Origin of the sequence: Campylobacter sp. (assembly GCF_030528245.1) — a bacterium.
Classification (GTDB): Bacteria; Campylobacterota; Campylobacteria; order Campylobacterales; family Campylobacteraceae; genus Campylobacter_D.
On record NZ_JAUMZG010000005.1, the window covers coordinates 1 to 21,082 of the forward strand.

Genomic DNA, 21,082 nt, shown 5'->3' on the forward strand with positions numbered 1-21,082 from the left:
CTTTGCCATCTGCGCTTTTTGCTTGATCCTCTCGCATTTTTTCTTTCAGGTTTATCTCAACATGCGCCCTTGCGAGCTTTGCGTTTATTTGCGCCTTGATTTGTTCCTCATAGCCTTTGGAGCCTTGCTTGGCGCCCTTTCTGCCTTGAAATTGAGGCTTCAAATTTTAGCCTTTGGGCTTTGTTTTTACGGACTGATTTTTGGCATTTTGCACGCCTTAAAACTCCGCAAAATCCACGCCACGCTCTCAGGCGATGCCTTCAACGGACTAAGCGGCTGCAAGATGCTGCCCGAATTCCCCCTCAATCTGGCCCTGCACGAGCACTTCCCCTCACTTTTCTTGCCCACAGGCCCGTGCGGACTGGATGCGGCCAGCGCCGATGCTAGCGCCATTCAAGCCTTTTTTGCAGGGCTTTACAGTCAGGGCTGGTATCTCATCCCGCAGTGGAAATTCCTCACCATGCCCGAGTGCCTTTTGGGGATTTTCGCCCTATTTTTTGGGCTGCTTGCTTGGAAATTCTTACACCTTTTCAGGCAGGACAAAGTCGCCGCCGCCCTCGCTTTGATTTTGAGCCTGTTTTTGAGCCTTGTGGGGCGATTTTGACGGGGTTTAAGATTGGGCATTAAAATACGATTTTGAAATTTAGGAGTTTTCATGCTAAAAAAATTCATCCCTTTGCTTTTGCTAGCCCCCTTGCTTTTTGCGCAAGACTTCATCGAGCTGGAAAATAAAATTTCAGGCGCCAAAAATTCACTTATCGAGGCCTTCTCCTACCAATGCATCCACTGCTACAACCACCACAAATTCAAAACCCTCCAAAAGCTGAAAAACAAAGTCCCCGATCTGCGCTATGAGCTTTACCCCGTGAGCCTATCGGATGCAAAATATGGCGAGTTTTTGAACGAATTTTTCGCTTACGCCATCCACAAGGACAGGCTCGAGGGCAGGGATGCGGCGGATGAGGATAGCCTCGCGCAGCGCTTGGCGGGGGTTTATTTTGGACGCTTTTTCGTCGAAAATGAGGCGGGCGTGGTCGTCTCAGCGAGAGAATTCACCGACCAAGAAAGCTTTTTGAGTCTTGGTTTTGCCGTGCTTGAGATCGGAAGGGAAGAGCTTGGGGAATTTTTAAAAAGCGCCGAGGCCGTGGAGCTTTTGGAGCGTTTCAAATGGGCCAATGAAGTGGCTAAAAATTTCGGCACTCCGGCCTTTGTGCTTGAGGGCTCACATCAAATCAAGCCAAGCGCCATCACTTCGCTGGAGGCTCTGGAAAAGCTTATCAAATCGCCCAGACCATAGTCCCATCAAACCCAGCGCCCCAAACCCCTGCTGCGACCCGCGCCTCTGGGGCGCCAAAACTCCTCGCGCGTCCCAACCCAGCGCGCTTCTAAAATTCTCCGCGTCCTAGCTTTGCGTCTCAAGCCCTGAGAAATTCCCGCCCAGTCGCGCATGTCTTAGCAGTCCCCCAAGTGGCGCAGCCATTCGCGCCAGGTCCCCAAAGCACCTAGTAAAATTCCCCCTCCCTCTGCCGAAAGTCGCTCATATTTTCAGCCAAAAAAGCGTAAAATTCCTCGCTATGATTGGGGTGCTTGAGATGTGCTAGCTCGTGCAAAATCACATACTCGATCGCCCTCAAATTTTTTTGCAAAAGTCTTAAATTTAAATTAATGTAGCCCTTCTTGCTGTTGCAAGAGCCCCAGCGTGTGCGCATCGTTTTGATGCTAAGATGCGTGTGAAAAAGCCCCGTTTTGCGGCCCCATTTTTTCAAAAAATGCAAAAAAATGATCCGCGCATTTTGACGCAAAAATTTATCCAAATCCTCTTTTGATGGGCTTTTGATGAGATTTTTCTCAAAACGGGTTTTTTTTAAATTTGCATCAAAAAGGACCCGATACCCCCTTCCCAAAAATAAAAGCTCATCCTTCCGCCCCTCGCGCTCCTTAAACCGCGCCCAAATTTGCCCCATCCAAGCCTCATTTTTGCTCAAAAATTCCACCACCTTTTCCTCAGGGCAAAAAAGCGGCAAACTCAGGCGAAACCTCCCCGCATCATCCAGCCTCAGGCGCAAATTTTTCACAGGCTTTTTTTGGTAAAAAATCCGCCACCCCTTCCACGCGAAACTCTCTAAACCAGTCTTTTTCCCTGCCATTTTTTACTCTTCCAGCGCCAGGCATTCACAAGCCCCCTAAAAAATTCATCCGCGCAAAAACCCAGCCAAACGCCCAAGATCCCAAGCCCAGCGTGAAAGCACAAAACATAGCCCACCGGCAAGCTCACCCCCATCATAAAAACAAGCCCCGTAAAAAAGGGAAAGCGCGCATCCCCGCTCGCCCTGAGGGCATTGACCATCACAATGTTGAAAGAGCGTGAAATTTCAAGGAAGATAGAGAGAGCAAAGAGCGGCGCCATCAGTTTTTTGAGCCCCTCCTCAAGAGCGATGGCACTCATCGTAAAATCCTGCAGGAAAAAATTCACCCCCGACACCACGCCGCTAGCGATGAGGCTGAGATAAAGCGCGGTCCAAGTGTGCTTGTAGGCGATGCTGGGATAATTGGCGCCCACGAGTTTGCCTACGATGATTTCATTGGCGAGGCTTAGGGCTATGCCGATGAGCATGATGAGGAGTGAAATTTGAAAATAAAGCGTTTGCACGCTTAAATTTTCCCCACCCAAACTCGCCACGAAGGCAAAGGCGATGGTGTATTGCACGATCCAGATCAAATTTTCCCCCGCCGAAAAGCCGCCGATGTTTAGGATTTTTTTCAAAATCCCGCTTTCAAGGGCTATCATTTCTTTGAATTTGAGCGGAATTTTTAAGATGAGGATTAAAAACGCGAGTAAAACGACGATGGCTACGATGCGGCCAAACACATTCACAAGCCCCACGCCAAAAAGCTCCAAATCCGTAAAATGCAAAACATAATAATTCCCAAGCACGATAAGCCCGTCCATCAAAAGTGCTACCCCCATCACCAAGGCAGCGCGGTTATACACCCGCAAAATGGCGGATATGACGATGTCGACGGCCTCGAAAAAAAGGCAAATCCCAAGCATCTGCAGGTAAATTTTACTCTCCGCGCCAAGGCTTTGAGGGACCTTAAGCAGGCGCAGCAAAAGCTCGCTCTGCCACAGGATGAAAAGGGTGCAAAGCAGGCCTAAGAGGGCGTTTAAAAAGAGGCTTTGATGGATGGCCTTGCGGGCGAGGGTGAAATTTCTAGCCCCCAAAGCCTGAGCGACGAAGACGCTACAGCCCACACTCAAAAAGCTAAAAATCGTGATGAAGAGGTCAAAAATTTGATTGCCCGCACCCAGGGCGCCCACGAGGGCGTTAGAATAGTGCGAAACCATCACGGTATTGATGATGAGGGCTAGGCAGCGCAAGAATAATTCGCAAAAAATAGGGATGCTAAGCTTTTTTAAAGAAAGTTGTTTGTTTGCCATCATTAAACTCCGCGTTCATTCTACTCAAAAAGTCTAAATTTCCCCACCCCGATCCTTGGAGTCGCATTTTAGATCCCTCAGTCTCTTTGCCAGGGCCACGCAGGATGCGAGGCTGGATTCTGGGGGGAGGAAAAGATTTTCTCGGGGGAGTTTTTCGGCCGTGCTTTGCCCCAGAGCCACGCACAAATCCCCCGCGCAAAAAGAAAAAGAGCGCAAAAAATTCTCCACCCCCAAGGGCGAGGTGAAGATAAAAATCCCCGGCCGCTCAGGCCTAAGCGCGCTGCCTATAAATTCACTCTCATAAACCACCATCTCGCAAAGCGCAACCCCCGCCTCCCGCAGGGCCGCGCTCAAATCCCACGCCACATCCTTGCCGCGCAAATAAAGGCAGTTTCGCCCCTTGAATTCAGTTCTAAATTCCTCAAAAAGTGCGGCCGCGTAGGCTCGGCTTGGGACCCTCACTCGCGAAAAGCCAAGTCTTCGCGCCGCTTGGGCTGTTTTTTGCCCCACCGCATAAAGCACGCCATCAAAATGAAGCGGAATTTTTGCGTTTTCTAGGGCTTTGAGGGCGTTTTTGGAGGTGCAAATGAGGGCATCAAAGCGGCTCAAATCCACGCTAAAATCGTAAAATTTAACGCGGCTTAAGATGAGATTTTCCACGCCTTCGAAGGGGGTTTCATTGAGGAGATAAATTTTCACGCACCGCCTCCTTAAGCTCCAAAGCCGCTGCGCGAGGGTTTTCTGCCTGCATGATCGCCCTCACCACCGCCACCCCGGCTAAATCCAGCCCCCGCAAAGAGGCCACCACGCTCGCATCCACGCCCCCTATCGCCACCACGGGCAGGGGGGATTTTTCACAAATTTCGCGCAGGGTTCCTGGGAGCAAAATCTCGCTTTTTTTCGTGGGGCTCGCCCGAAGTGCGCCGCATCCCAAATAGTCCGCTCCCGCTTGCATTTGGGCTAAATTTTTAAGACTCAGGCCTATGATTTTGTCCTCGCCTAAAATTTTGCGCGCCACGCCCACGGGCAAATCCTCCTGCCCCAAATGCACACCCGCCGCATCCAAGGCCAGGGCGATGTCGAGGCGGTCGTTGATGATGAGGGGCACAGACAGGGCGTCGCAGAGTCGTTTTAATTTTAAGCCGAGCTTAAAAATTTCCCCCGCTTCGAGCTTTTTTTCGCGAAGCTGCACCACGCTCACCCCGCCCTCGATGGCCGATTTCACGCAGTTTAAAAAGGCCTCATCGCTTTTTTCGCCCCGACTGGCGACAAGGTAGAGGCTTAAATTTAAATTTTTCACGACCAATTCTTAAAAAAATGGTGGGTCGGTCCGCAGCCCTTGCCAAGATCGAGTGAGTGGTAGATCGCGCCGCTAATGTAGTCCTTCGCTGCGCTCAGTGCCGCGCCCAGATCCTTGCCTAGGGCTAAATTTGAAGCGATGGCCGCGCTCAGGGTGCAGCCCGTGCCGTGGGTGTTTTTGGTCTCTATCCTCTCGCCCCTGAGGATGTGAAAATCCTGCCCGTCAAAAAAGACATCATCAGCGCTTTCACTACGGTGCCCGCCCTTGATGAGGACGGACTTTGCGCCCTTTTGGTGTAGGTGCTCGGCGGCCCTTTTCATGCCGGGCTCATCGTGGATTTTAAGGCCTGTTAAAAACTCAGCTTCAGGGATATTGGGCGTGAGGACATCGGCGAAGTGGAGTAAATTTTCCTTGAAAAATTCGCAATTTTTCGGGGGCATGAGGGCGAAGCCGTTTTTGGCGAACATCACGGGGTCGATGACGATGTTTTCGGGCTTAAAATGGGCTAAATTCTCGGCCACGCAGGCCATGAGCTCGGTGCTGTTGATCATGCCGATTTTAAGGGCCTTAGGAGGGATGTCCTCAAAAACGGCTAGAATTTGATCGGCCACGCTTTGGGGGGGGACATTATGCACGGAGATGACGCGGGCGGTGTTTTCGGCGACGATGCTTAAAATCACGCTCATGCCAAAAAGCCCGTGGGCGCTGAAGGTCTTAAGGTCGGCCTGAATGCCCGCTCCGCCGCTGCAATCGCTTCCTGCCATCGTCAAAACGGGGATGAGGGTGCTTGTTTTTGCTTTCATGGGTCGCTCCTAAAATGAAAGGGGTAGTTTTAGCACAGTAGCTTAAATTTATTGGATCAAATCCTGTAGCAATAAAGCTTATTCAAGCGATTTGCAAGGATTGATTTTGAGCTGAAGCATTTTTGCGCCCTCTCCACCGCTATCGCCGCCTTTTATTTGGATGCGAACTTTGCCGATTTTTAAATTGCCATATTTTGTAAAAAGCACTTAACCATTATAAAAATATCGTTTTATTGAAGGGATGTAAGTCTCGCTTAAATCACTAAAAAATTTAATTTATGGATTGAAAAATAAATTTTCTTTCGGCTTTTTTAAGGTTGCCTACAATGTAAAGGCAATATTTATTTTAAATTTTGTGCTATCTTGTATTCTTTTTCCGTCAGCATAAAATCCCATTCAGCTCATTCAATCCTTTTATTTTGACACAATAAAATTCTTTTTCATTTTGCATTTTAAAATCAAATCCGCAGCCAAAATCTCTACTATCAAGCGAAGAAAAATTTTCAAAATGCCTTGTAAAATTTTCTTTATATTGCTCCGCTGCCTTGCCTGTCGCCACTCTTTTGATAAGGCCTGTTTCTGTATTTAGAGTCTAAAAATTCATTGATTTGCAATTTTTCTTCATAATTTTCAATCAAAAAGCTAGAAATCAAATTTTTAAAAGGGTCAAATTCATTTCTGTAATTTTTGATATTGCTAGGCTTTCCCTGCAAGACAAAACCCAACACATTAAAAGCCTCTATAAAGCCAGAAAAGTCCAAAGATTTATAAGCCAATGTATCCAATTTTGCAAGAAACAAACCGCAAATAATTAATCTCTATTTTTTATTGCGATTTTAGGCATACTTTAATCTTTTGTTAAAATCAAGGCTATTTAAAAGCTTGTAAAAAAACCCGATAACCGCAAGTTTCTAAAAACTCTAAAATTTCTTTAAAGCTTGTCCTTTGTTGTGATTGGGTAAGCCTTTGACATTTTCTAAGATGCAAAAGCTAGGTTGTTTGCTTTTTAAAATTTCAGCCAAATAAAATAATCTGCCCCCTTTTTTATTTTCCAGCCCCTCTCTTTTGCCAAAGATGCCAAAGCTTTGACAAGGAAAACCGCTAATCAATAAATCAAAATCAGGCAAATTTTGTGGCACTATTTTTGTCAAATCGCCAAGTTCTAGCTCATTTGAAGTGTCAAAAAAGCTTTATAAATCCTAATCGCTCGTTTATCAATCTCACTAAAGCCTAAGCATTTAAAGCCGCAAATTTCTAGCCCCAAACGCCCACCGCCTCTACCGCTGCAAAGGTCTATAAAGGTTAAATTTTTTGATGGTTAAAATGTGCCACTTTTATCCTTTGTGGCTCCAATTTTTCCAAGCACTCCGCGCCCCTTTCGCTCAGTTTTTTGCCCCTAAAATAAAACGCTTTTGGCTTCATTGATGCGTGAGTTGGCAAGCTGAATGTAGGCCTTATTCAGCTCATAGCCCACAAAATCGCGCCTTAGTTGCATCGCGGCTAGTGCGCTCGTGCCGCTACCCATGAAGGGATCTAAAATCACATCGCCCTCAAAGCTGTAAAATTCTATAAGCCTCCTAGGAAGCTCGATGGGAAAGGGGGCTGGGTGGCCTATTTTTTTCGCGCTCACGGCACTAAAACGCCAAATGGATCGACTCCACTCCATAAAATTTTCTTTTGAAATGGAATCTTGTTTATTTTGCTTCTTTTTTTCGCGCTTAAAATCCCCTTTAGAAAAAACTAAAATATACTCGTGGGTATCTCTTAAAACAGGATTACTAGCACTTTTAAAACTCCCCCAAGCAAGACTTACACCGCTACTAGCACTTTTGTCCCAGATGATTTCGCCGCGCATTAGAAAACCAAGCTCTAGCATGATTTGATTGATGTGCATGGTTAGCGGGATATAGGGCTTTCTACCGATGTTAGCTACATTGATACAAGCTCTACCACCATCAACCAAAACCCTGTAAGTTTCAGCAAAAACCTTTTTTAAAAGTCCTAAATATTCATCCAAACTTAAATTTTCATCATATTCTTTACCCACATTGTAAGGCGGTGAGGTGAGCATCAAATGCACACTACTATCTGGCAATTCGTGCATAGTTTCACTGCTATGACAAAAAATATTATTGAGTATATCTTGTGGAATAATATTGTCGTTTTGTTTGGTTTTTTTTTGCTTACGATAGGCTTCGTAAATATTAGCATTATAAAAATTAGATGAATTATGCCCTATCCTAGCACCCACGCCAAACGATGAAGTTTCAGTCATTGATAAGCCTTTTTGAGTTCATTGAGAAAGTTTTCAGCAAGCTCTATTTCATCATCTGTTTTTGAAATTTTTTTAATTGCTTGTCCTAGCTTTTCTTTGCTTATCATAGCTGAAAAATAATACAATTTTTGCTTCAAAATTCCTTTTAAAATTTCTTTCAACTCTTTACTATTTTGCGGAGTGCAAAAATGATTGAGTGGGGAGCTTTTAGTGTCGCCTGTGTGGGGATTTAGAGAAATAATTTTTTGAACAACTCCATATTGAGCCAAATTATCAGCCTTGTCTAAATAATAATCACTTATGTGTGTGTTGCCCAAAATTACAATGGGAATTTTTTTAGCATCTTCACAGCTAAGACGCGTATTTATGGCCTTCCCCGCAGCTTTTAGCACGCTGTCGCTTCTTAACAAGGACGGACTACCCCTATGTGTCGTGTGATCGCCTACAAATTCCACCTTGCCATTTTTTAATTCATAATTATTTGTAATGCTCATTTTAATCTCAAAAATCATCTTAATATTTTCCACCCTTTGAATTTTATCTTCACTGGTGCAAAAACCCAAATCCATCTTCGCATTTCTAACCATACCCAACTCCTTGCAAATAACTCCTCTCACTGCATACAAACCTAACTCTCTAGCCAAAGGTGCCAAAAGCTTTTCACACCAAATTTCGGTATAACTACCCATAAGGCTATTCCTACTTTGTAGGGTTACGATGGTTTTTTTTATGCTTTTGGGAGCATAGGCCAAACTTTTCCCATTTAATTCATAAAATAAATCCTTAGCACTGGCAAAACCGCCACTTAAAGCACTTTTAAAAAAATTAATCTCATCCTCAATTTGCCACATTTTGCCCCCCTATTTTCCTAACGCACTCCGCGCCCCTTTCGCTCAGTTTTTTGCCCCTAAAATACTCCTTCGCAAAGGCGACGATGAGGGCGTGCAAAATTTGATAAAGCTCATAAAGCGGGGCCTTGCGTCCTAAAATTTCACAAAGCCCCTCCGCCTCTGCCTCCACGCCACTTTGGAAAAATTCCTGCAAGTCCCCATAGCTTTCAAACTCATAGCCCAAAGCACTCGCTAGCCGCTGCGTGTAGCGATCCACGACTAAAATTTCACGCCCGCAAAGGTAGTTTAAAATCCCATCCGCACTCTCCTCGCCCAGACCCTTCACGCCCAAAAGCCACTCCCTACTCACTTCAAGCTTAAAATTCTCCAAGTCCCCAAAGTCCTGCAAGATAGCCTCCACTAAAGTTTTGAGCCTTTTGGCCTTCGTATTATAAAAGCCGCTGGGTTTGATGAGCCTCGCCAAAGCTTCATTTTCAAGGCTTTTGAGGCCCTCAAGCGTGGTGATATGAGCGGATTTGAGATTTGCTAGAGCCTTGAGGACATTGTTCCAGTTTGTGTTTTGCGTAAGCACCACAGAGCTGAGAATCTCAAACCCACTCAGTCCCCTACCCTCCAGCCAGTCAAAGCTCTCATAAGCCAAATTTAAGCCCAAAAGTCCCCTAAAAATATCCGCCCCGTTCATAAAACTCCTAAATGATTCACAATCCATATCGTAGCCAATTTTAAACAACGATCTTTCACTTTCAAAACGATGCAAAATCTAGCCCGCGAAACGGGGGCGCAAATTTACATTTCGTAACCAAAGACAAGAAATTTTGTTACAAAATTAAACATTTCAAGCGAAATTTTTTGAATTTTTAAGGCCCGCTTCAATGAAAATTTAAATTTTTATGATTATTATAAGTCCTTCATAATAATTCACACAAAAAGGAGTTTTACCACGATGAAAAAGAGTTTTTACGCTATTTTATTTGCTACCAGTATGCTTTTTGCCGCCAGTGTCCAGCCAGGGGACAAGCTCGCCAAAAAGCAGGAATTCACCTACAACGCAGGCGCTGCGCCTCAGTCTTTGGACCCGGCAAAGATAGAGGGGACGCCTGAGGGATTTTTTGCTAGGAATTTATTTGAGACCCTGCTCATTTCAGACATTGATGATAATGTCATCCCCGGTGTGGCGCACAAATGGGAGCATAGCGATGACTTTAAAACTTGGACTTTTCACCTGAGAAAAGACGCAAAATGGTCCAACGGGGACCCTGTGAGTGCGGAGGATTTTGTGTTCGCGTGGAGGCGCTTGGTGGATCCAAAAACCGCTTCACCCTACTCCACATACCTGAGCTACATGAAGTTAAAAAATGTAACCGAAATCGTATCCGGAAAGGCTAAGCCTGAGAGCTTGGGAGTTGAGGCGAAGGATGCGCACACTTTGATCTTGCACCTAGAAGATCCTGTGCCTTATGCGGATCTTTTGACCCAGTTTTATGTCCTCTCTCCCGTGCCGCAAAAAGTGGTGGAAAAATTTGGCGATGCTTGGAGCAATCCGCAAAATATCGTAGGCAATGGGGCCTTCAAGCTGCAAAATTTCGTCCTCAACGAGGAGGCGGTTATGGTCAAAAATCCTCACTACTGGGATAGTAAAACCGTCCTTTTGGACAAAATCACCCTCCTGCAAATTTCAAACGAATCCGTAGCCTTCACAAGATACCGCTCTGGAAATTTGGACATCAGCGGCTTTCCTTTGGAGCTTTTTGAGAGCGTGAAAAAGGACTATAAGGATGAGCTAAAAATCGCTCCGGCCCTATGCACCTACTACTACGAGATCAATCACGAAAAAGAGCCGCTTAAAAATCCACAGCTAAGACGTGCTCTGTCTTTGGCTCTGGATCGCAATATTATCACAGAGAAAATCATGAAAACGGGGCAAATTCCTGCCTACACCTTTTCACCCCCAGCCATACAATCGGCTCATTTGATTCAAAATCCCGATTGGGCTTCTTGGGATATGAAAAAGCGTAGCGAAGAGGCTGTTAAGCTTTTGAAAGAGGCGGGTTATAGCAAAAACAAACCACTGAATTTAAGCCTCTTATACAACACCAACGAAGGCCACAAGCAAATCGCCCTTGCCGTTGCGTCCATTTGGAAGAAAAATTTAGAAGGAATCGTCAATGTCAAGCTGCAAAATCAAGAGTGGAAAACCTTCCTATCCACCAGAAGGCTTGGGGATTACCAAATCGCAAAGGCTGGCTGGTGCTCTGATTACAACGAAGCGAGTAGTTTTTTAAACATCTTCACCACAAATTCCTCAAACAATCAGGGCAGATTTAGCAATGCAGAATACGACTCCATCATCAAAACCGCCTACCTTGCCCCTACAGAGGAGGACAGAGCAAAAGCCTATGCAAGGGCAGAGGAGATACTTTACCAAGAAAGCGCCCTAATCCCCGTTTATTTCTACACCAATGTAGCGCTCATCAAGCCCTATGTGAGAGGCTATAAAATCAAGCCTTCGCAGTCCTACTACTTCAAAGATTTATACATTGTGGAGCACTGATGCTTAAATTCATCGTGTGGAGGATTTTACAGGCGATCCCGACCATGTTCGTTTTGATCACACTTTCTTTCTTCCTGATGCGTCTAGCACCCGGAAGTCCCTTCATGGGAGAGATAGCCTACCCTCCAGAAGTGATGGCGAACATCCACGCCAAATACGGCTTGGACAAGCCACTTTATCTTCAGTATTTCTCTTATCTTGGGAATTTATTGAGGGGTGATTTTGTCCCCAGTTTTGTTTATAAGGATTTGTCCGTTAATGAACTCATCGCTCAGTCCTTTCCCGTGTCGATTATCTTGGGGGGTCTTGCCTTCGTTATCGCTGTATTGATCGGGATGAGCGCTGGTATCATAGCCGCACTCAATCAAAACAAATTTTTGGACTATTGCGTTATGAGCTTTGCGATGGTGGGCGTGGTTTTACCCAGCTTCATCATCGCTCCTTTGTTGGTTTTGATTTTTGCCATCGGGCTCAATTGGCTCCCATCAGGCGGATGGAACAACGCAGCAACGCAATATCTCATCCTGCCCGTTTTGGCCCTGTGCCTGAGCTATATCGCAAGGATATCAAGACTCACCCGAGGCTCCATGATAGAAATTTTACACTCCGATTTCATTCGTACGGCAAAAGCCAAGGGCCTATCTTCCTTGAGGATCATCATCATCCACGCCCTCAAGCCCTCGCTGATCCCCGTGATTTCCTACCTCTCTCCCGCTTTCGTGGGCATCATTACAGGCTCTGTTGTGATTGAGACCATTTTCACCATACCCGGAATGGGGCAGCTTTTTGTGAATGGAGCCTTAAACAGAGACTATTCTTTGGTTTTATCCCTAACGATCATCGTCGGGGTTCTCACCATAGCACTCAACGCCATAGCCGATATACTCTATGCTTTCTTAGATCCAAAAATCACACATTAAGGTGCACACAATGAATTTTAATCACAACATCAAAGAAGTGAGCAGGAATTTAGAAAATTCCCTAGCTATCAATCTCGAAGAGCTCAGGCGCCACTGGGAAAATCAGCCCCCCTATCCGCAGCAAGAGGACGGGAAGGCTCTCAATGGCCGCAGCCTTTGGCAAAATGCGATGCAAAGATTCATCCGCAACAAGGCCGCCATCGCTAGCGTCCTCTTGATCGCCTTGGTGTTTTCATTTTCTTTTTTGGGGCCAGTTTTTTCCAGTTATCATTATGAGGATATCGATTTTGCCCTCATAGCATCCGCCCCCAATCTTGAAAACGGGCATTATTTTGGAACGGACAATCTCGGCCGAGATCTTTGCGTCAGAGTGGCTACAGGGGGACAAATTTCACTGCTAGTTGGGATAGTTGGGGCACTGATGGCCGTCATCATCGGCGTGATTTACGGCGCGACCTCAGGCTACATCGGCGGCAAAACCGACATTGTGATGATGAGAATTTTAGAAATTTTATCCGCCCTGCCCTTCATGTTTTTCGTCATTTTGTTGGTAACTTTTTTTGGGCAAAGTTTGCTGCTCATCTTTATCGCCATCGGGGCCGTGAGTTGGCTGGATATGGCGCGCATCGTGAGGGGGCAGACCCTGAGCCTGAAAAACAAAGAATTCGTCCAAGCCGCACTGGTTTGCGGACTGAGCACGAAAAATATCATCCTCAAGCACATCGTGCCCAATTTACTGGGCGTGGTTGTCGTTTATGCCTCCTTGCTCGTGCCGATGATGATTTTATTTGAGTCCTTTTTGAGCTTTTTGGGGCTTGGAGTTCAGGAGCCTTTAAGCTCTTGGGGCTCACTGATGAATGATGGCGTGAGTTCTATGGAGCAGCTTCCTTGGCTGATCACCTTCCCGACAATTTTCTTAGTGCTCACCCTCTTTTGCTTTAATTTTATAGGCGATGGCTTAAGAGACGCCCTAGATCCGAAAGACAGATGATGCTACTAGAGGTTAAAAATTTAAGGGTCAGCTTCAACACTCCCGATGGGATTGTGAGGGCGGTCAATGATGTGGATTTTGGCTTGGATGAGGGGCAGACCCTTGGTATCGTTGGAGAATCAGGCTCTGGAAAGTCCCAGACCGTCTTCGCTCTCTTAAGACTACTGGCTAAAAATGCGCACACTGAGGGCAGCGTTTTGTTTGAGGGGAGGGAGATTTTAAATTTGAGTCCCAAAGATATGAATCGTCTGCGTTCTGAAAAAATTTCCATCGTTTTTCAGGATTCCATGACCGCGCTCAATCCCTATCTAAAACTGGGAAATCAACTCATAGAGGTTTTAACCACGCACAAGCAAATGAGCCATCAAGCGGCCTTTGATGAGTGTGTGCGTATGCTCGATGCGGTGAAAATTCCCGAGTCAAAAAAGAGGATGCACTCCTACCCTCACGAGCTTTCAGGGGGCATGCGTCAAAGAGCGATGATCGCTATGGCTCTTTTGTGCAGGCCCAAACTCCTCATCGCCGATGAGCCCACGACAGCCCTAGATGTAACGGTTCAGGCGCAGATTATGACCCTGCTTAAGGATTTGCAAAAGGATTTGGGCATGGCCATCATCCTCATCACGCACGACTTGGGACTTGTCGCGGGGGCCTGTGATAATATTTTGGTGATGTATGCGGGCAGAGTGATGGAATATGCACCCGTGGAGGATATTTTTTACCGACCGACGCATCCCTACACGCTAGGCCTGATGAAGACGATTCCGCGTTTGGATTTGGATGAAAAGGAACTAAAACTCATCCCGGGAAATCCGCCCGATCTTTTGAATTTACCCAAGGGCTGTTCCTTCGCGCCTCGGTGCTATTTTGCAAGGGCTATTTGCACGCAAAATCCCACTTTAGAAAACCTGAGTGCGGGTAGAAAAAGGGCCTGTTTTGCCCCTGTGGATACAATTTTGAAGGAATATTGATGAAAGAATTGCTTTTGGAAGTTGAAAATTTAGATGTCTTTTATGATGTTAAAAATCCCGGCGCCTTTTTGACAAAAAAAGTCAAAATGAAGGTGCTCAATCAAGTAAATTTTAAGCTTTACAGCGGCGAAACCTTAGGCATAGTCGGCGAATCGGGCTGTGGAAAGTCGACCCTAGCCAAGGCCCTTCTTGGGCTTAATAAAAATTTAAACGGCAAGATGATTTGGCTTGGCAAGGATCTTAGCCAACAAAACAAGCAAGAGCAAAAGCAAACAAAAAAAGACATCCAGATGATTTTTCAAGACCCCCTAGCCTCCCTCAACCCTCGCATGAGTGTGGGCGACATCATCGCAGAGCCTTTGAAAATCCACTTTCCCCAAATGAAAACGAAAGAAATTCAAGAAAAAGTCAAGCAAATGATGCAAAAGGTTGGCCTCCTTCCCAATCTCATCAATCGCTACCCGCACGAGTTTTCAGGCGGACAGTGCCAAAGGATAGGCATAGCCAGAGCCCTAATTTTAGAGCCTAAGTTGATAGTATGCGATGAGCCTGTGTCGGCTCTGGACGTCTCCATACAGGCTCAGGTGGTGAATTTGCTAAAAAATTTGCAAAAGCAAACGCAGCTTTCTTTGATCTTCATCGCGCACGATCTTTCCATCATCAAGCATATTTCTGATAGGATCTTGGTGATGTATTTGGGAAATTTGCTAGAAAGTGCGGACTATCATCAGCTCTACAATGCGACCAAACACCCCTACACCAAGGCCCTGATGTCAGCCGTTCCCATTCCCAACCCCAAAATCGAAAGAGGGAAAACCATCCAGCTCTTGGAGGGGGATCTGCCCTCGCCGCTCAACCCCCCAAGCGGCTGCGTTTTTAGGACCCGCTGCCCTATAGCCGACGAAAAATGCGCCACGATCATCCCACAACTTGAAGGCACAAAGGACCACCTTTGCGCTTGTTTGAAGGTAGAAAATAAATAGTTGAATGTTGGCGATCTTTGTTAAATTTTATCGCTTTTCTCCACCTGCGGTTCGCCGAAGCAGTGCCTGAGGGCATCTTTGGTTTCGTCTTCTGGGTTGGCCTTTTTGGCGTCTTTTTTGAGGCGCTCAAAATGCGCGCTGATGTCTTTATCCTGCCTGATGCTTTGAAGCTTACCCTCATCGATGGCGATTTCTTTTCGCACCTCGATGCGCGTCCTGGCGTCAAATTGCGCCCGTAGCAATTCCTGTATGAGCCCAAAACCCTTGTTGAGCAGAGCGCGGTTTTGACCGTGGGCGCTAGAACTGATGCTTAAGACATTATTTTCAAACCCTATAAAACGCGTGCTTTCCTTAAAGCACTCACCCAGCTCATAGTCCCTATCGTAGATGCTTTCAAGCAAAATTTCATAAGCGTTTTTGTCGCCTTTGGCCGGAGGGCTTGGTGGGAGATTTGGCGCGGGATTTTCCCCGGGCGATGGGTCTTGATTTTGCAGTTCTAAAATTTGCGCATCGATCCCCTTAAGATGCGTAGCCTCCATCATCATAAAGGCCATCACACAAAGCGTGAAGCCATCATCATCGCAAATGAAATTCTTAGCCCGTGCCAAAATCCTAAAAAAGCGCTCGTAAATGAGGGTTGAAAATTCCGCACTTTTTGCAAAAAAGCTTTCCTTAAGGTGAAAAAGCATGGCATCAATAACCCCGCTAGCCTCATAATCTTGCAGTTCTTCTAAAAATTCAAAAACCCTCTCCCTGTCCTTGCGTAAAATCGCCGCGTAAAATTCTTTGATTTTCTGCGGATCCAAAAAGCCCAGCATGTCGATAATCTTCGCCGTTGTGATATGATTTTGACTGAAAATAATGGCCTGATCGAGCAGGGTGAGGGTGTCTCTTAGCGAGCCGTTGCCACTGCGCGCTATGAATTTCAGGGCGTCCTCTTCAAAGGCGATTTCTTCCTGCTCCAGAATAAATTTTAAGTGCTTTAGAATTTCATTTTGGCCGATTTGCTTGAAACGAAAATGCTGCGTGCGTGAAAGCACGGTGGCGGGCAGCTTGAGCGGATCTGTCGTAGCGAGGATGAATTTGACATAGCTTGGCGGCTCTTCTAGGGTCTTTAGCAGGGCGTTGGCTGCTTGAGTGGTGAGCATGTGCACCTCGTCGATGATGAAAATTTTAAAGCGCGCCATCGCGGGGGCGTATTTGGTCTGCTCGATGAGGCCCTGTATGTCCTCAAGCCCTCTATTACTCGCCGCGTCCATTTCTATGATGTCGATGTGTTTGCCCTCCAGGGCGGCTAGGCATTGCTTGCAAATTCCGCAAGGATTCTCACCCGGCCCCTCATCGCACACCAGAGCGCGAGAGAAGATCCTAGCGCTTGAGGTTTTGCCGCTGCCCCGAAGCCCCGAAAAAAGATAGGCATGAGCGAGGCGCTTTGCGCTCAGGGCGAATTTGAGGCTCACGGAGACGGCCTTTTGGCCTATGAGCGCGTCGAAGGTTTTAGGGCGGTATTTGATGGCTAGGGCTTGGAGCATTTGTTTTCCTTTTTTAAACGCCCTCATCGTCTCTTCGATGGGGTTTTGAATTTTAAATTTAAATTTTTAACGACCCAGACAAAACGCCGCCCCGCTTGTCAGCCAAATGTAAACCGTCCCCGCTCATTCATTCATGATGGACAAAAGCTCGACATTGTCTTTCGTTTTAAGCATCTTAGAATAGAGAAATTTCAAGGCTTCCACATCGTCCATTTGCGAGATGGCAGAGCGGATCGCCCAGATTTTTTGCAGGGTCGCCACGCCTTGGAGGAGCTCCTCCTTTCTCGTGCCTGATTTGATGATGTTGATAGCCGGGTAAATGCGGCGATCGGAGATGCTTCTATCCAGCACGATTTCGCTATTTCCCGTGCCTTTGAATTCCTCAAAAATCACATCATCCATCCGTGAGCCCGTGTCGATGAGGGCGGTGGCGATGATGGTTAGCGAGCCCCCGTTTTCTATGTTTCGCGCGGCGCCAAAAAAGCGCTTGGGCTTGTGCAGGGCATTGGCATCCACGCCCCCGCTCAAAACCTTACCCGAGCTTGGTGTGGCGGTGTTGTAAGCCCTCGCAAGGCGCGTGATACTATCGAGCAAAATGATCACATCCTTACCCATCTCAACCATCCTCTTGGCCTTTTCCACGACAAGCTCGGCCACGCGCACATGATTGTAGGCTGGCAGATCAAAGGTCGAGCTGAAAACCTCCCCCTTCACACAGCGCTGCATATCCGTAACCTCCTCAGGCCTCTCATCCACCAAAAGCACGATGAGCTGCATATCGGGGTGGTTTTTAGCGATGGCGGCGGCTAGCTCTTTCATCAGCTCCGTTTTTCCTGTGCGCGGCGGGGCGACTATGAGGCCTCTTTGCCCCTTTCCTATGGGAGTGAAAAGGTCCAAAACCCTACCCGTGAGCTTCATGCTTTCGTATTCTAGTTGAATTTTTTCTGTGGGGAAAATGGGCGTGAGGTTGTCAAAAAGCGGTCGCTCACGCGCCTCCTTCAGCGGCATGTAGTTGATCGCCTCGATCTTCAAAAGGGCGTAGTATTTTTCCTGATCCTTGGGCTCTCGAACCTGCCCGGTAACGATATCGCCCACGCGCAGGGCAAATTTGCGGATTTGTGAGTTGGAGACATAGGCATCATGGACACTGTCGCTCAGGATGGCATCCACGCCTCTTAAAAAGCCATAGCCCTCGCTGGATAACTCTAAAATCCCTGTGAATAATATAAACCCGCCCTTTTTGGTCTGGGTCCTTAAAATTTCAAAAATCAACTCTTGACGGCGAAGCTCTCTGGGATTTTCTATTTCGTATTCGTTGGCGATTTTGATTAAATTTTCCAAACTTAAAATTTTTAAATCTTCAATTTTATATCCCTCGACGGGAATGTGCGTTCGTTGGTATTTTTTTTCTTTTTCCATGAAGTCCTCTGGTAAGATTTGGCAGTTTTAGGGCAGGATTTTAATTAAAAAAAATATTTTTTGTCAAATTTATTTATAATGGATGCAAACGTTTCAAAAAGAGCAAAAATGAGATGCGAGCACTGCAGACTGGACTTTAAAAAAGAGACGATGATGGAGGTGGGGGGTAAATTTTTTTGCTGCAGGGGCTGTGTGGGCGTGTGGGAAATTTTGCACGCTGAGGGCTTGGAGGAATTTTACCAAAGGCTTGGCACGCAAAGCTTACAGCCCGTTTTGCCCTCTAAGGAGAGGAAAAATTATGAGGACTTCATCACGCGCACCAAGGAGGGCCTTAGCGAAATTTATCTCCTCATCCACGGCATCGAGTGTGCGGCCTGCGTGTGGCTGAATGAAAAAATTCTCATCCGCCAAGAGGGGATTTTGGAGCTTGAGCTCAATCATCTCAGCCATAAGGCGCGCATTGTTTTTGATGAGGATCTGATCAATTTGAAGCAAATTTTAAGCCTCATTGAGAGCATAGGCTATCGGGCCAGCGCCTTCAATCCGCACCAAGCCTCTCAAAAAGCGGAGCGTCTAAAGCGTGAATTTTACGCCAAAATGATCGTCGCCATCGCTTGCGTGATGAATGTCATGTGGGTCGCTGTGGCAAAGTATGCTGGCTTTTTTGACACGATGCAAAGGGACGCGAAGGATATTTTAAATTTCGCTGAATTCATCCTCGCTAGCCCCGTGCTTTTTTACACGGGCTCACACTTTTACAAAAGCGCCCTGAGATCCTTGAAAAATAGAGCTTTAAACATGGACGCCCTCATCATCAGCGGGGCCAGCCTTGCCTACGGCTATTCTGTGTGGGCGATGTTTTCCAGGGCGGGGGAGGTGTATTTTGACTCGGTGGCGATGATCATTTGCTTCGTTTTTGTGGGGCGCTATTTGGAGCTTTTTAGCAAGAAGCAGGCTCTAGACACTCTGGATGGCTTGAATGATTTTTTGCAAAGGGAGGTTTGGGCCTTGAGCGGGGGGGAATTTCGCCCCTGCGAGGTCTCAAAAATCCGCCCCGGCGATGTGATCTTGCTAAGAGCGGGGGATAAAATTCTCATCGATGGGCTTTGTCTTAGGGGCGAGGCCAGCGTGGATAGCGCCTCCCTAAACGGCGAGTCGGTGCCCAGACTTGTGAGGGCGGGGGATGCGATCGATTCTGCTTGCTTGGTGCTAGATGGCAGGGTGGAGTATCAGGCCACCAAGCCCTACGCGGACTCAAAACTCGCGCAAATCATCAGGCTTTTGGAGCTTGCCAGCACGAAAAAAACGCAGCTTTCAGCCTTAGTGAGTGAGGTCAGCGCCTATTTTTCCCCCGTGGTTTTAGCCCTTGCGTTCTTGTGCTTTGCGTTTTGGTTTTTTTACCGAGGAGAGGGCGTGGAATTCGCACTCATCAACGCCCTCTCCCTCCTCATCATCGCCTGCCCCTGTGCCCTCGCCCTCGCCACACCGGTCAGCAATCTCATCGCCCTGGGCAGGGCCCTAAGGGCGCACATACTTTTTAAGGATTGCGGGGTGATTGAAAATTTAAACAAATGCGATTTTGTCGTCTTTGACAAAACGGGGATTTTGACCAAGGCTAGACTTGAAATTTGCGATTTTTATCTTCGCGAGGGCGTGAATTTGAACACGCTTTTTGCCTTTGTGAGCCTTTCCAAGCATCCAGTGGCCGTAAGCGTGGCGGAATTTTTGCAAAAAAGAGGCGCGCGTGAGGAGGGGGTTTTGTTTGAGGGGGTGCAAAATATCAGCGCGAGGGGGATTCGTGCGAGCTTGGAGGGGGATGTTTTCGTGGGGGGGAGTGAGAAATTTTTGCAGGAGCAGGGTGTGAGCGTGGGGAGGGAATTTTTGGGGACGCATTTTATCCTTGCGAAAAATGGAGAAATTCTGGCTTTTTTCAGCCTTGAGAGCGTTTTGCGTGAGGGGGCCGGGGAGCTTGTGCGCTATCTTGTGGCGCAGAAAAAGGCGGTGATGATTTTAAGCGGTGATAACGAAAAAGCGGTGGCCAAAATCGCCCACGAGCTCGGGATTTCACGTTTTAGGGCCGCGCTTTGTCCGCAGGGTAAGATGCAAGCAATTCAAAAACTCACTCAGGCGGGGCATAGGGTTTTGTTTGTGGGGGATGGGGTCAATGATGCCCTAGCGCTAAAATGGGCGGCGGTGGCGATCACGCTGAGGGAGGGGAGTGATTTGGCGCTTGAAAATAGCGATCTCGTGCTGATGAAAAACGATCTGTCCTCCCTCAAAACCGCTCTGGAGCTTTCTAAAAACACGCTCACAATCATCAAGCAAAATTTAGCCTTTTCGCTGGGCTATAACGCCCTGACCATTCCCCTTGCTTTTTGGGGGCTCATCAATCCTCTCATCGCGGCCTTGTCGATGTCCTTTAGCAGTATGGTCGTGATTTTAAACGCGCTGAGGATCAGACGATGAGCTGGGTTTTGATGATGATGATAGGGATTTCTTTGCTGGTGTTTTTCACTTTGCTTGGGATTTTGCTGTGGGGGATTAAAAATAAGCAGTTTGACGATGATTATAAATTCACAACCCTCAACGATGACGAAGAGGCTTTGAGGGAGGCGGTGGAGCTGGAAAATCGCAAAAAAAGAGCCCTGAAAAAGGCTCAAAAACCGCAATCATAGGCTTTGAATGTAGGCTTCGATGGCCTTGAAATCCTCCTCAGTCAGGCCCTTGAGATTGATCTTCATGATGGCGCCCTGACCGTAGGCGTTTCTCTTGCCCTCCGAGTACTCCTTCATATACTGCATCCTCTCAGCACTGGAAAGGTTTTTAAGGGGCGGGATCTTGTTGAGATAAACCTTATCCGCCTTCGCTCCGTGGCAGACTGCGCATTTTTTAAAGAGGGTCGCGCCATCAGCAGCGTAAGCACAAACCCCCATACAGCCTAGAACTAAAGCAGCGACAATTTTTTTCATGGACTTCTCCTTTTGAATGAAATGCCAAGATTTTACCCATAAATATTTAACAAGTATTTAATTTACGCGTTCAAATTT

At 46.9% G+C, this 21,082-nt stretch carries 25 protein-coding genes; 9 read left to right on the forward strand and 16 right to left on the reverse strand.

The genetic code is table 11. The features are described from left to right. Both Q4A73_RS01735 and Q4A73_RS01740 read left to right on the forward strand, forming a co-directional pair. Nucleotides 1-604, forward strand: a 604-nt coding sequence (locus Q4A73_RS01735; RefSeq protein WP_303205712.1) for a disulfide bond formation protein B, incomplete at its 5' end; no start/stop codon positions are given. A 51-nt stretch (nt 605-655) separates the two neighbouring features. Continuing rightward, complete coding sequence (locus tag Q4A73_RS01740; RefSeq protein WP_303205713.1) at nt 656-1,297, forward strand: thiol:disulfide interchange protein DsbA/DsbL; 642 nt, start codon at nt 656-658, stop codon at nt 1,295-1,297. 5 nt (nt 1,298-1,302) lie between these two features. On the opposite strand, the gene Q4A73_RS01745 is transcribed toward Q4A73_RS01740, so the two are convergent. From Q4A73_RS01745 to Q4A73_RS01800, 13 genes are all read right to left on the reverse strand, one after another. Further along, the gene (locus Q4A73_RS01745) at nt 1,303-1,449 is read right to left on the reverse strand and encodes a hypothetical protein (RefSeq protein ID WP_303205714.1); all 147 of its coding nucleotides are present in this window, start codon (nt 1,447-1,449) and stop codon (nt 1,303-1,305) included. Nucleotides 1,450-1,502: 53 nt separating this feature from the next. Further along, nucleotides 1,503-2,147, reverse strand: coding sequence for a SprT family zinc-dependent metalloprotease (locus tag Q4A73_RS01750; RefSeq protein WP_303205715.1), 645 nt, complete (start codon nt 2,145-2,147; stop codon nt 1,503-1,505). After that, nucleotides 2,123-3,439: an MATE family efflux transporter gene (locus Q4A73_RS01755; RefSeq protein WP_303205716.1), complete on the reverse strand. Its 1,317-nt coding sequence runs from the start codon at nt 3,437-3,439 to the stop codon at nt 2,123-2,125. Before Q4A73_RS01755 ends, Q4A73_RS01750 begins: the two co-directional genes overlap by 25 nt. A gap of 33 nt (nt 3,440-3,472) precedes the next feature. Next, nucleotides 3,473-4,138 carry a uroporphyrinogen-III synthase gene (locus tag Q4A73_RS01760; protein ID WP_303205717.1) on the reverse strand — a complete coding sequence of 222 codons (666 nt, stop codon included), beginning with the start codon at nt 4,136-4,138 and terminating at the stop codon, nt 3,473-3,475. Next, the gene (gene thiE / locus Q4A73_RS01765) at nt 4,116-4,739 is read right to left on the reverse strand and encodes a thiamine phosphate synthase (RefSeq protein ID WP_303205718.1); all 624 of its coding nucleotides are present in this window, start codon (nt 4,737-4,739) and stop codon (nt 4,116-4,118) included. Before thiE ends, Q4A73_RS01760 begins: the two co-directional genes overlap by 23 nt. Beyond that, nucleotides 4,736-5,542 (reverse strand): bifunctional hydroxymethylpyrimidine kinase/phosphomethylpyrimidine kinase, encoded by an 807-nt coding sequence (gene thiD, locus Q4A73_RS01770; RefSeq protein ID WP_303205719.1) that lies wholly within the window; start codon nt 5,540-5,542, stop codon nt 4,736-4,738. Before thiD ends, thiE begins: the two co-directional genes overlap by 4 nt. 78 nt (nt 5,543-5,620) lie before the next feature. After that, nucleotides 5,621-5,749: a hypothetical protein gene (locus tag Q4A73_RS01775; protein ID WP_303205720.1), complete on the reverse strand. Its 129-nt coding sequence runs from the start codon at nt 5,747-5,749 to the stop codon at nt 5,621-5,623. Between the two features lie 320 nt (nt 5,750-6,069). Next, nucleotides 6,070-6,318: a hypothetical protein gene (locus Q4A73_RS01780; RefSeq protein WP_303205721.1), complete on the reverse strand. Its 249-nt coding sequence runs from the start codon at nt 6,316-6,318 to the stop codon at nt 6,070-6,072. A gap of 144 nt (nt 6,319-6,462) precedes the next feature. After that, nucleotides 6,463-6,681 carry a DNA cytosine methyltransferase gene (locus Q4A73_RS01785; RefSeq protein ID WP_303205722.1) on the reverse strand — a complete coding sequence of 73 codons (219 nt, stop codon included), beginning with the start codon at nt 6,679-6,681 and terminating at the stop codon, nt 6,463-6,465. Between the two features lie 23 nt (nt 6,682-6,704). Next, a complete protein-coding gene (locus tag Q4A73_RS07325; protein ID WP_368492641.1) occupies nt 6,705-6,806 on the reverse strand; it encodes a hypothetical protein in 102 nt (33 codons plus the stop codon). Between the two features lie 132 nt (nt 6,807-6,938). Further along, nucleotides 6,939-7,817, reverse strand: a complete 879-nt coding sequence (locus Q4A73_RS01790; RefSeq protein WP_303205723.1) for a site-specific DNA-methyltransferase — start codon at nt 7,815-7,817, stop codon at nt 6,939-6,941. Then, nucleotides 7,814-8,668, reverse strand: coding sequence for a hypothetical protein (locus Q4A73_RS01795; protein WP_303205724.1), 855 nt, complete (start codon nt 8,666-8,668; stop codon nt 7,814-7,816). The genes Q4A73_RS01790 and Q4A73_RS01795 overlap by 4 nt, the downstream gene beginning before the upstream one ends. Then, complete coding sequence (locus Q4A73_RS01800; protein WP_303205725.1) at nt 8,655-9,350, reverse strand: 3-methyladenine DNA glycosylase; 696 nt, start codon at nt 9,348-9,350, stop codon at nt 8,655-8,657. Before Q4A73_RS01800 ends, Q4A73_RS01795 begins: the two co-directional genes overlap by 14 nt. Nucleotides 9,351-9,611: 261 nt before the next feature. Here Q4A73_RS01800 and Q4A73_RS01805 point away from each other — a divergent pair, with 261 nt between their 5' ends. The 5 genes from Q4A73_RS01805 to oppF are packed head-to-tail and all read left to right on the forward strand — an operon-like array spanning nt 9,612 to nt 15,084. Then, entirely contained in the window at nt 9,612-11,219 is a 1,608-nt protein-coding gene (locus tag Q4A73_RS01805; RefSeq protein WP_303205726.1) for an ABC transporter substrate-binding protein, read from the forward strand. Further along, nucleotides 11,219-12,139 (forward strand): oligopeptide ABC transporter permease OppB, encoded by a 921-nt coding sequence (gene oppB, locus Q4A73_RS01810; RefSeq protein ID WP_303205727.1) that lies wholly within the window; start codon nt 11,219-11,221, stop codon nt 12,137-12,139. Before Q4A73_RS01805 ends, oppB begins: the two co-directional genes overlap by 1 nt. A 10-nt stretch (nt 12,140-12,149) precedes the next feature. Beyond that, nucleotides 12,150-13,130 (forward strand): oligopeptide ABC transporter permease OppC, encoded by a 981-nt coding sequence (gene oppC, locus Q4A73_RS01815; protein WP_303205728.1) that lies wholly within the window; start codon nt 12,150-12,152, stop codon nt 13,128-13,130. Further along, nucleotides 13,130-14,101, forward strand: a complete 972-nt coding sequence (locus tag Q4A73_RS01820) for an oligopeptide/dipeptide ABC transporter ATP-binding protein (RefSeq protein ID WP_303205729.1) — start codon at nt 13,130-13,132, stop codon at nt 14,099-14,101. The genes oppC and Q4A73_RS01820 overlap by 1 nt, the downstream gene beginning before the upstream one ends. Next, nucleotides 14,101-15,084: a murein tripeptide/oligopeptide ABC transporter ATP binding protein OppF gene (oppF, locus tag Q4A73_RS01825; protein ID WP_303205730.1), complete on the forward strand. Its 984-nt coding sequence runs from the start codon at nt 14,101-14,103 to the stop codon at nt 15,082-15,084. The genes Q4A73_RS01820 and oppF overlap by 1 nt, the downstream gene beginning before the upstream one ends. Before the next feature lie 20 nt (nt 15,085-15,104). On the opposite strand, the gene Q4A73_RS01830 is transcribed toward oppF, so the two are convergent. Next, the gene (locus Q4A73_RS01830) at nt 15,105-16,616 is read right to left on the reverse strand and encodes a DNA polymerase III subunit gamma/tau (protein ID WP_303205731.1); all 1,512 of its coding nucleotides are present in this window, start codon (nt 16,614-16,616) and stop codon (nt 15,105-15,107) included. A gap of 123 nt (nt 16,617-16,739) precedes the next feature. Then, on the reverse strand, nt 16,740-18,035 hold the full coding sequence (rho, locus tag Q4A73_RS01835) for a transcription termination factor Rho (protein ID WP_303205732.1): 1,296 nt from the start codon (nt 18,033-18,035) through the stop codon (nt 16,740-16,742). A 108-nt stretch (nt 18,036-18,143) separates the two neighbouring features. On the opposite strand from rho, the gene Q4A73_RS01840 reads away from it, so the two are divergent. Together Q4A73_RS01840 and ccoS are read left to right on the forward strand one after the other, a co-directional pair. After that, entirely contained in the window at nt 18,144-20,501 is a 2,358-nt protein-coding gene (locus Q4A73_RS01840) for a heavy metal translocating P-type ATPase (RefSeq protein ID WP_303205733.1), read from the forward strand. Then, nucleotides 20,498-20,710, forward strand: coding sequence for a cbb3-type cytochrome oxidase assembly protein CcoS (ccoS, locus tag Q4A73_RS01845; RefSeq protein WP_303205734.1), 213 nt, complete (start codon nt 20,498-20,500; stop codon nt 20,708-20,710). Before Q4A73_RS01840 ends, ccoS begins: the two co-directional genes overlap by 4 nt. Here ccoS and Q4A73_RS01850 read toward each other — a convergent pair. Continuing rightward, the gene (locus tag Q4A73_RS01850; RefSeq protein WP_303205735.1) at nt 20,705-21,004 is read right to left on the reverse strand and encodes a c-type cytochrome; all 300 of its coding nucleotides are present in this window, start codon (nt 21,002-21,004) and stop codon (nt 20,705-20,707) included. The genes ccoS and Q4A73_RS01850 overlap by 6 nt on opposite strands. Nucleotides 21,005-21,082: the final 78 nt, after the last annotated feature.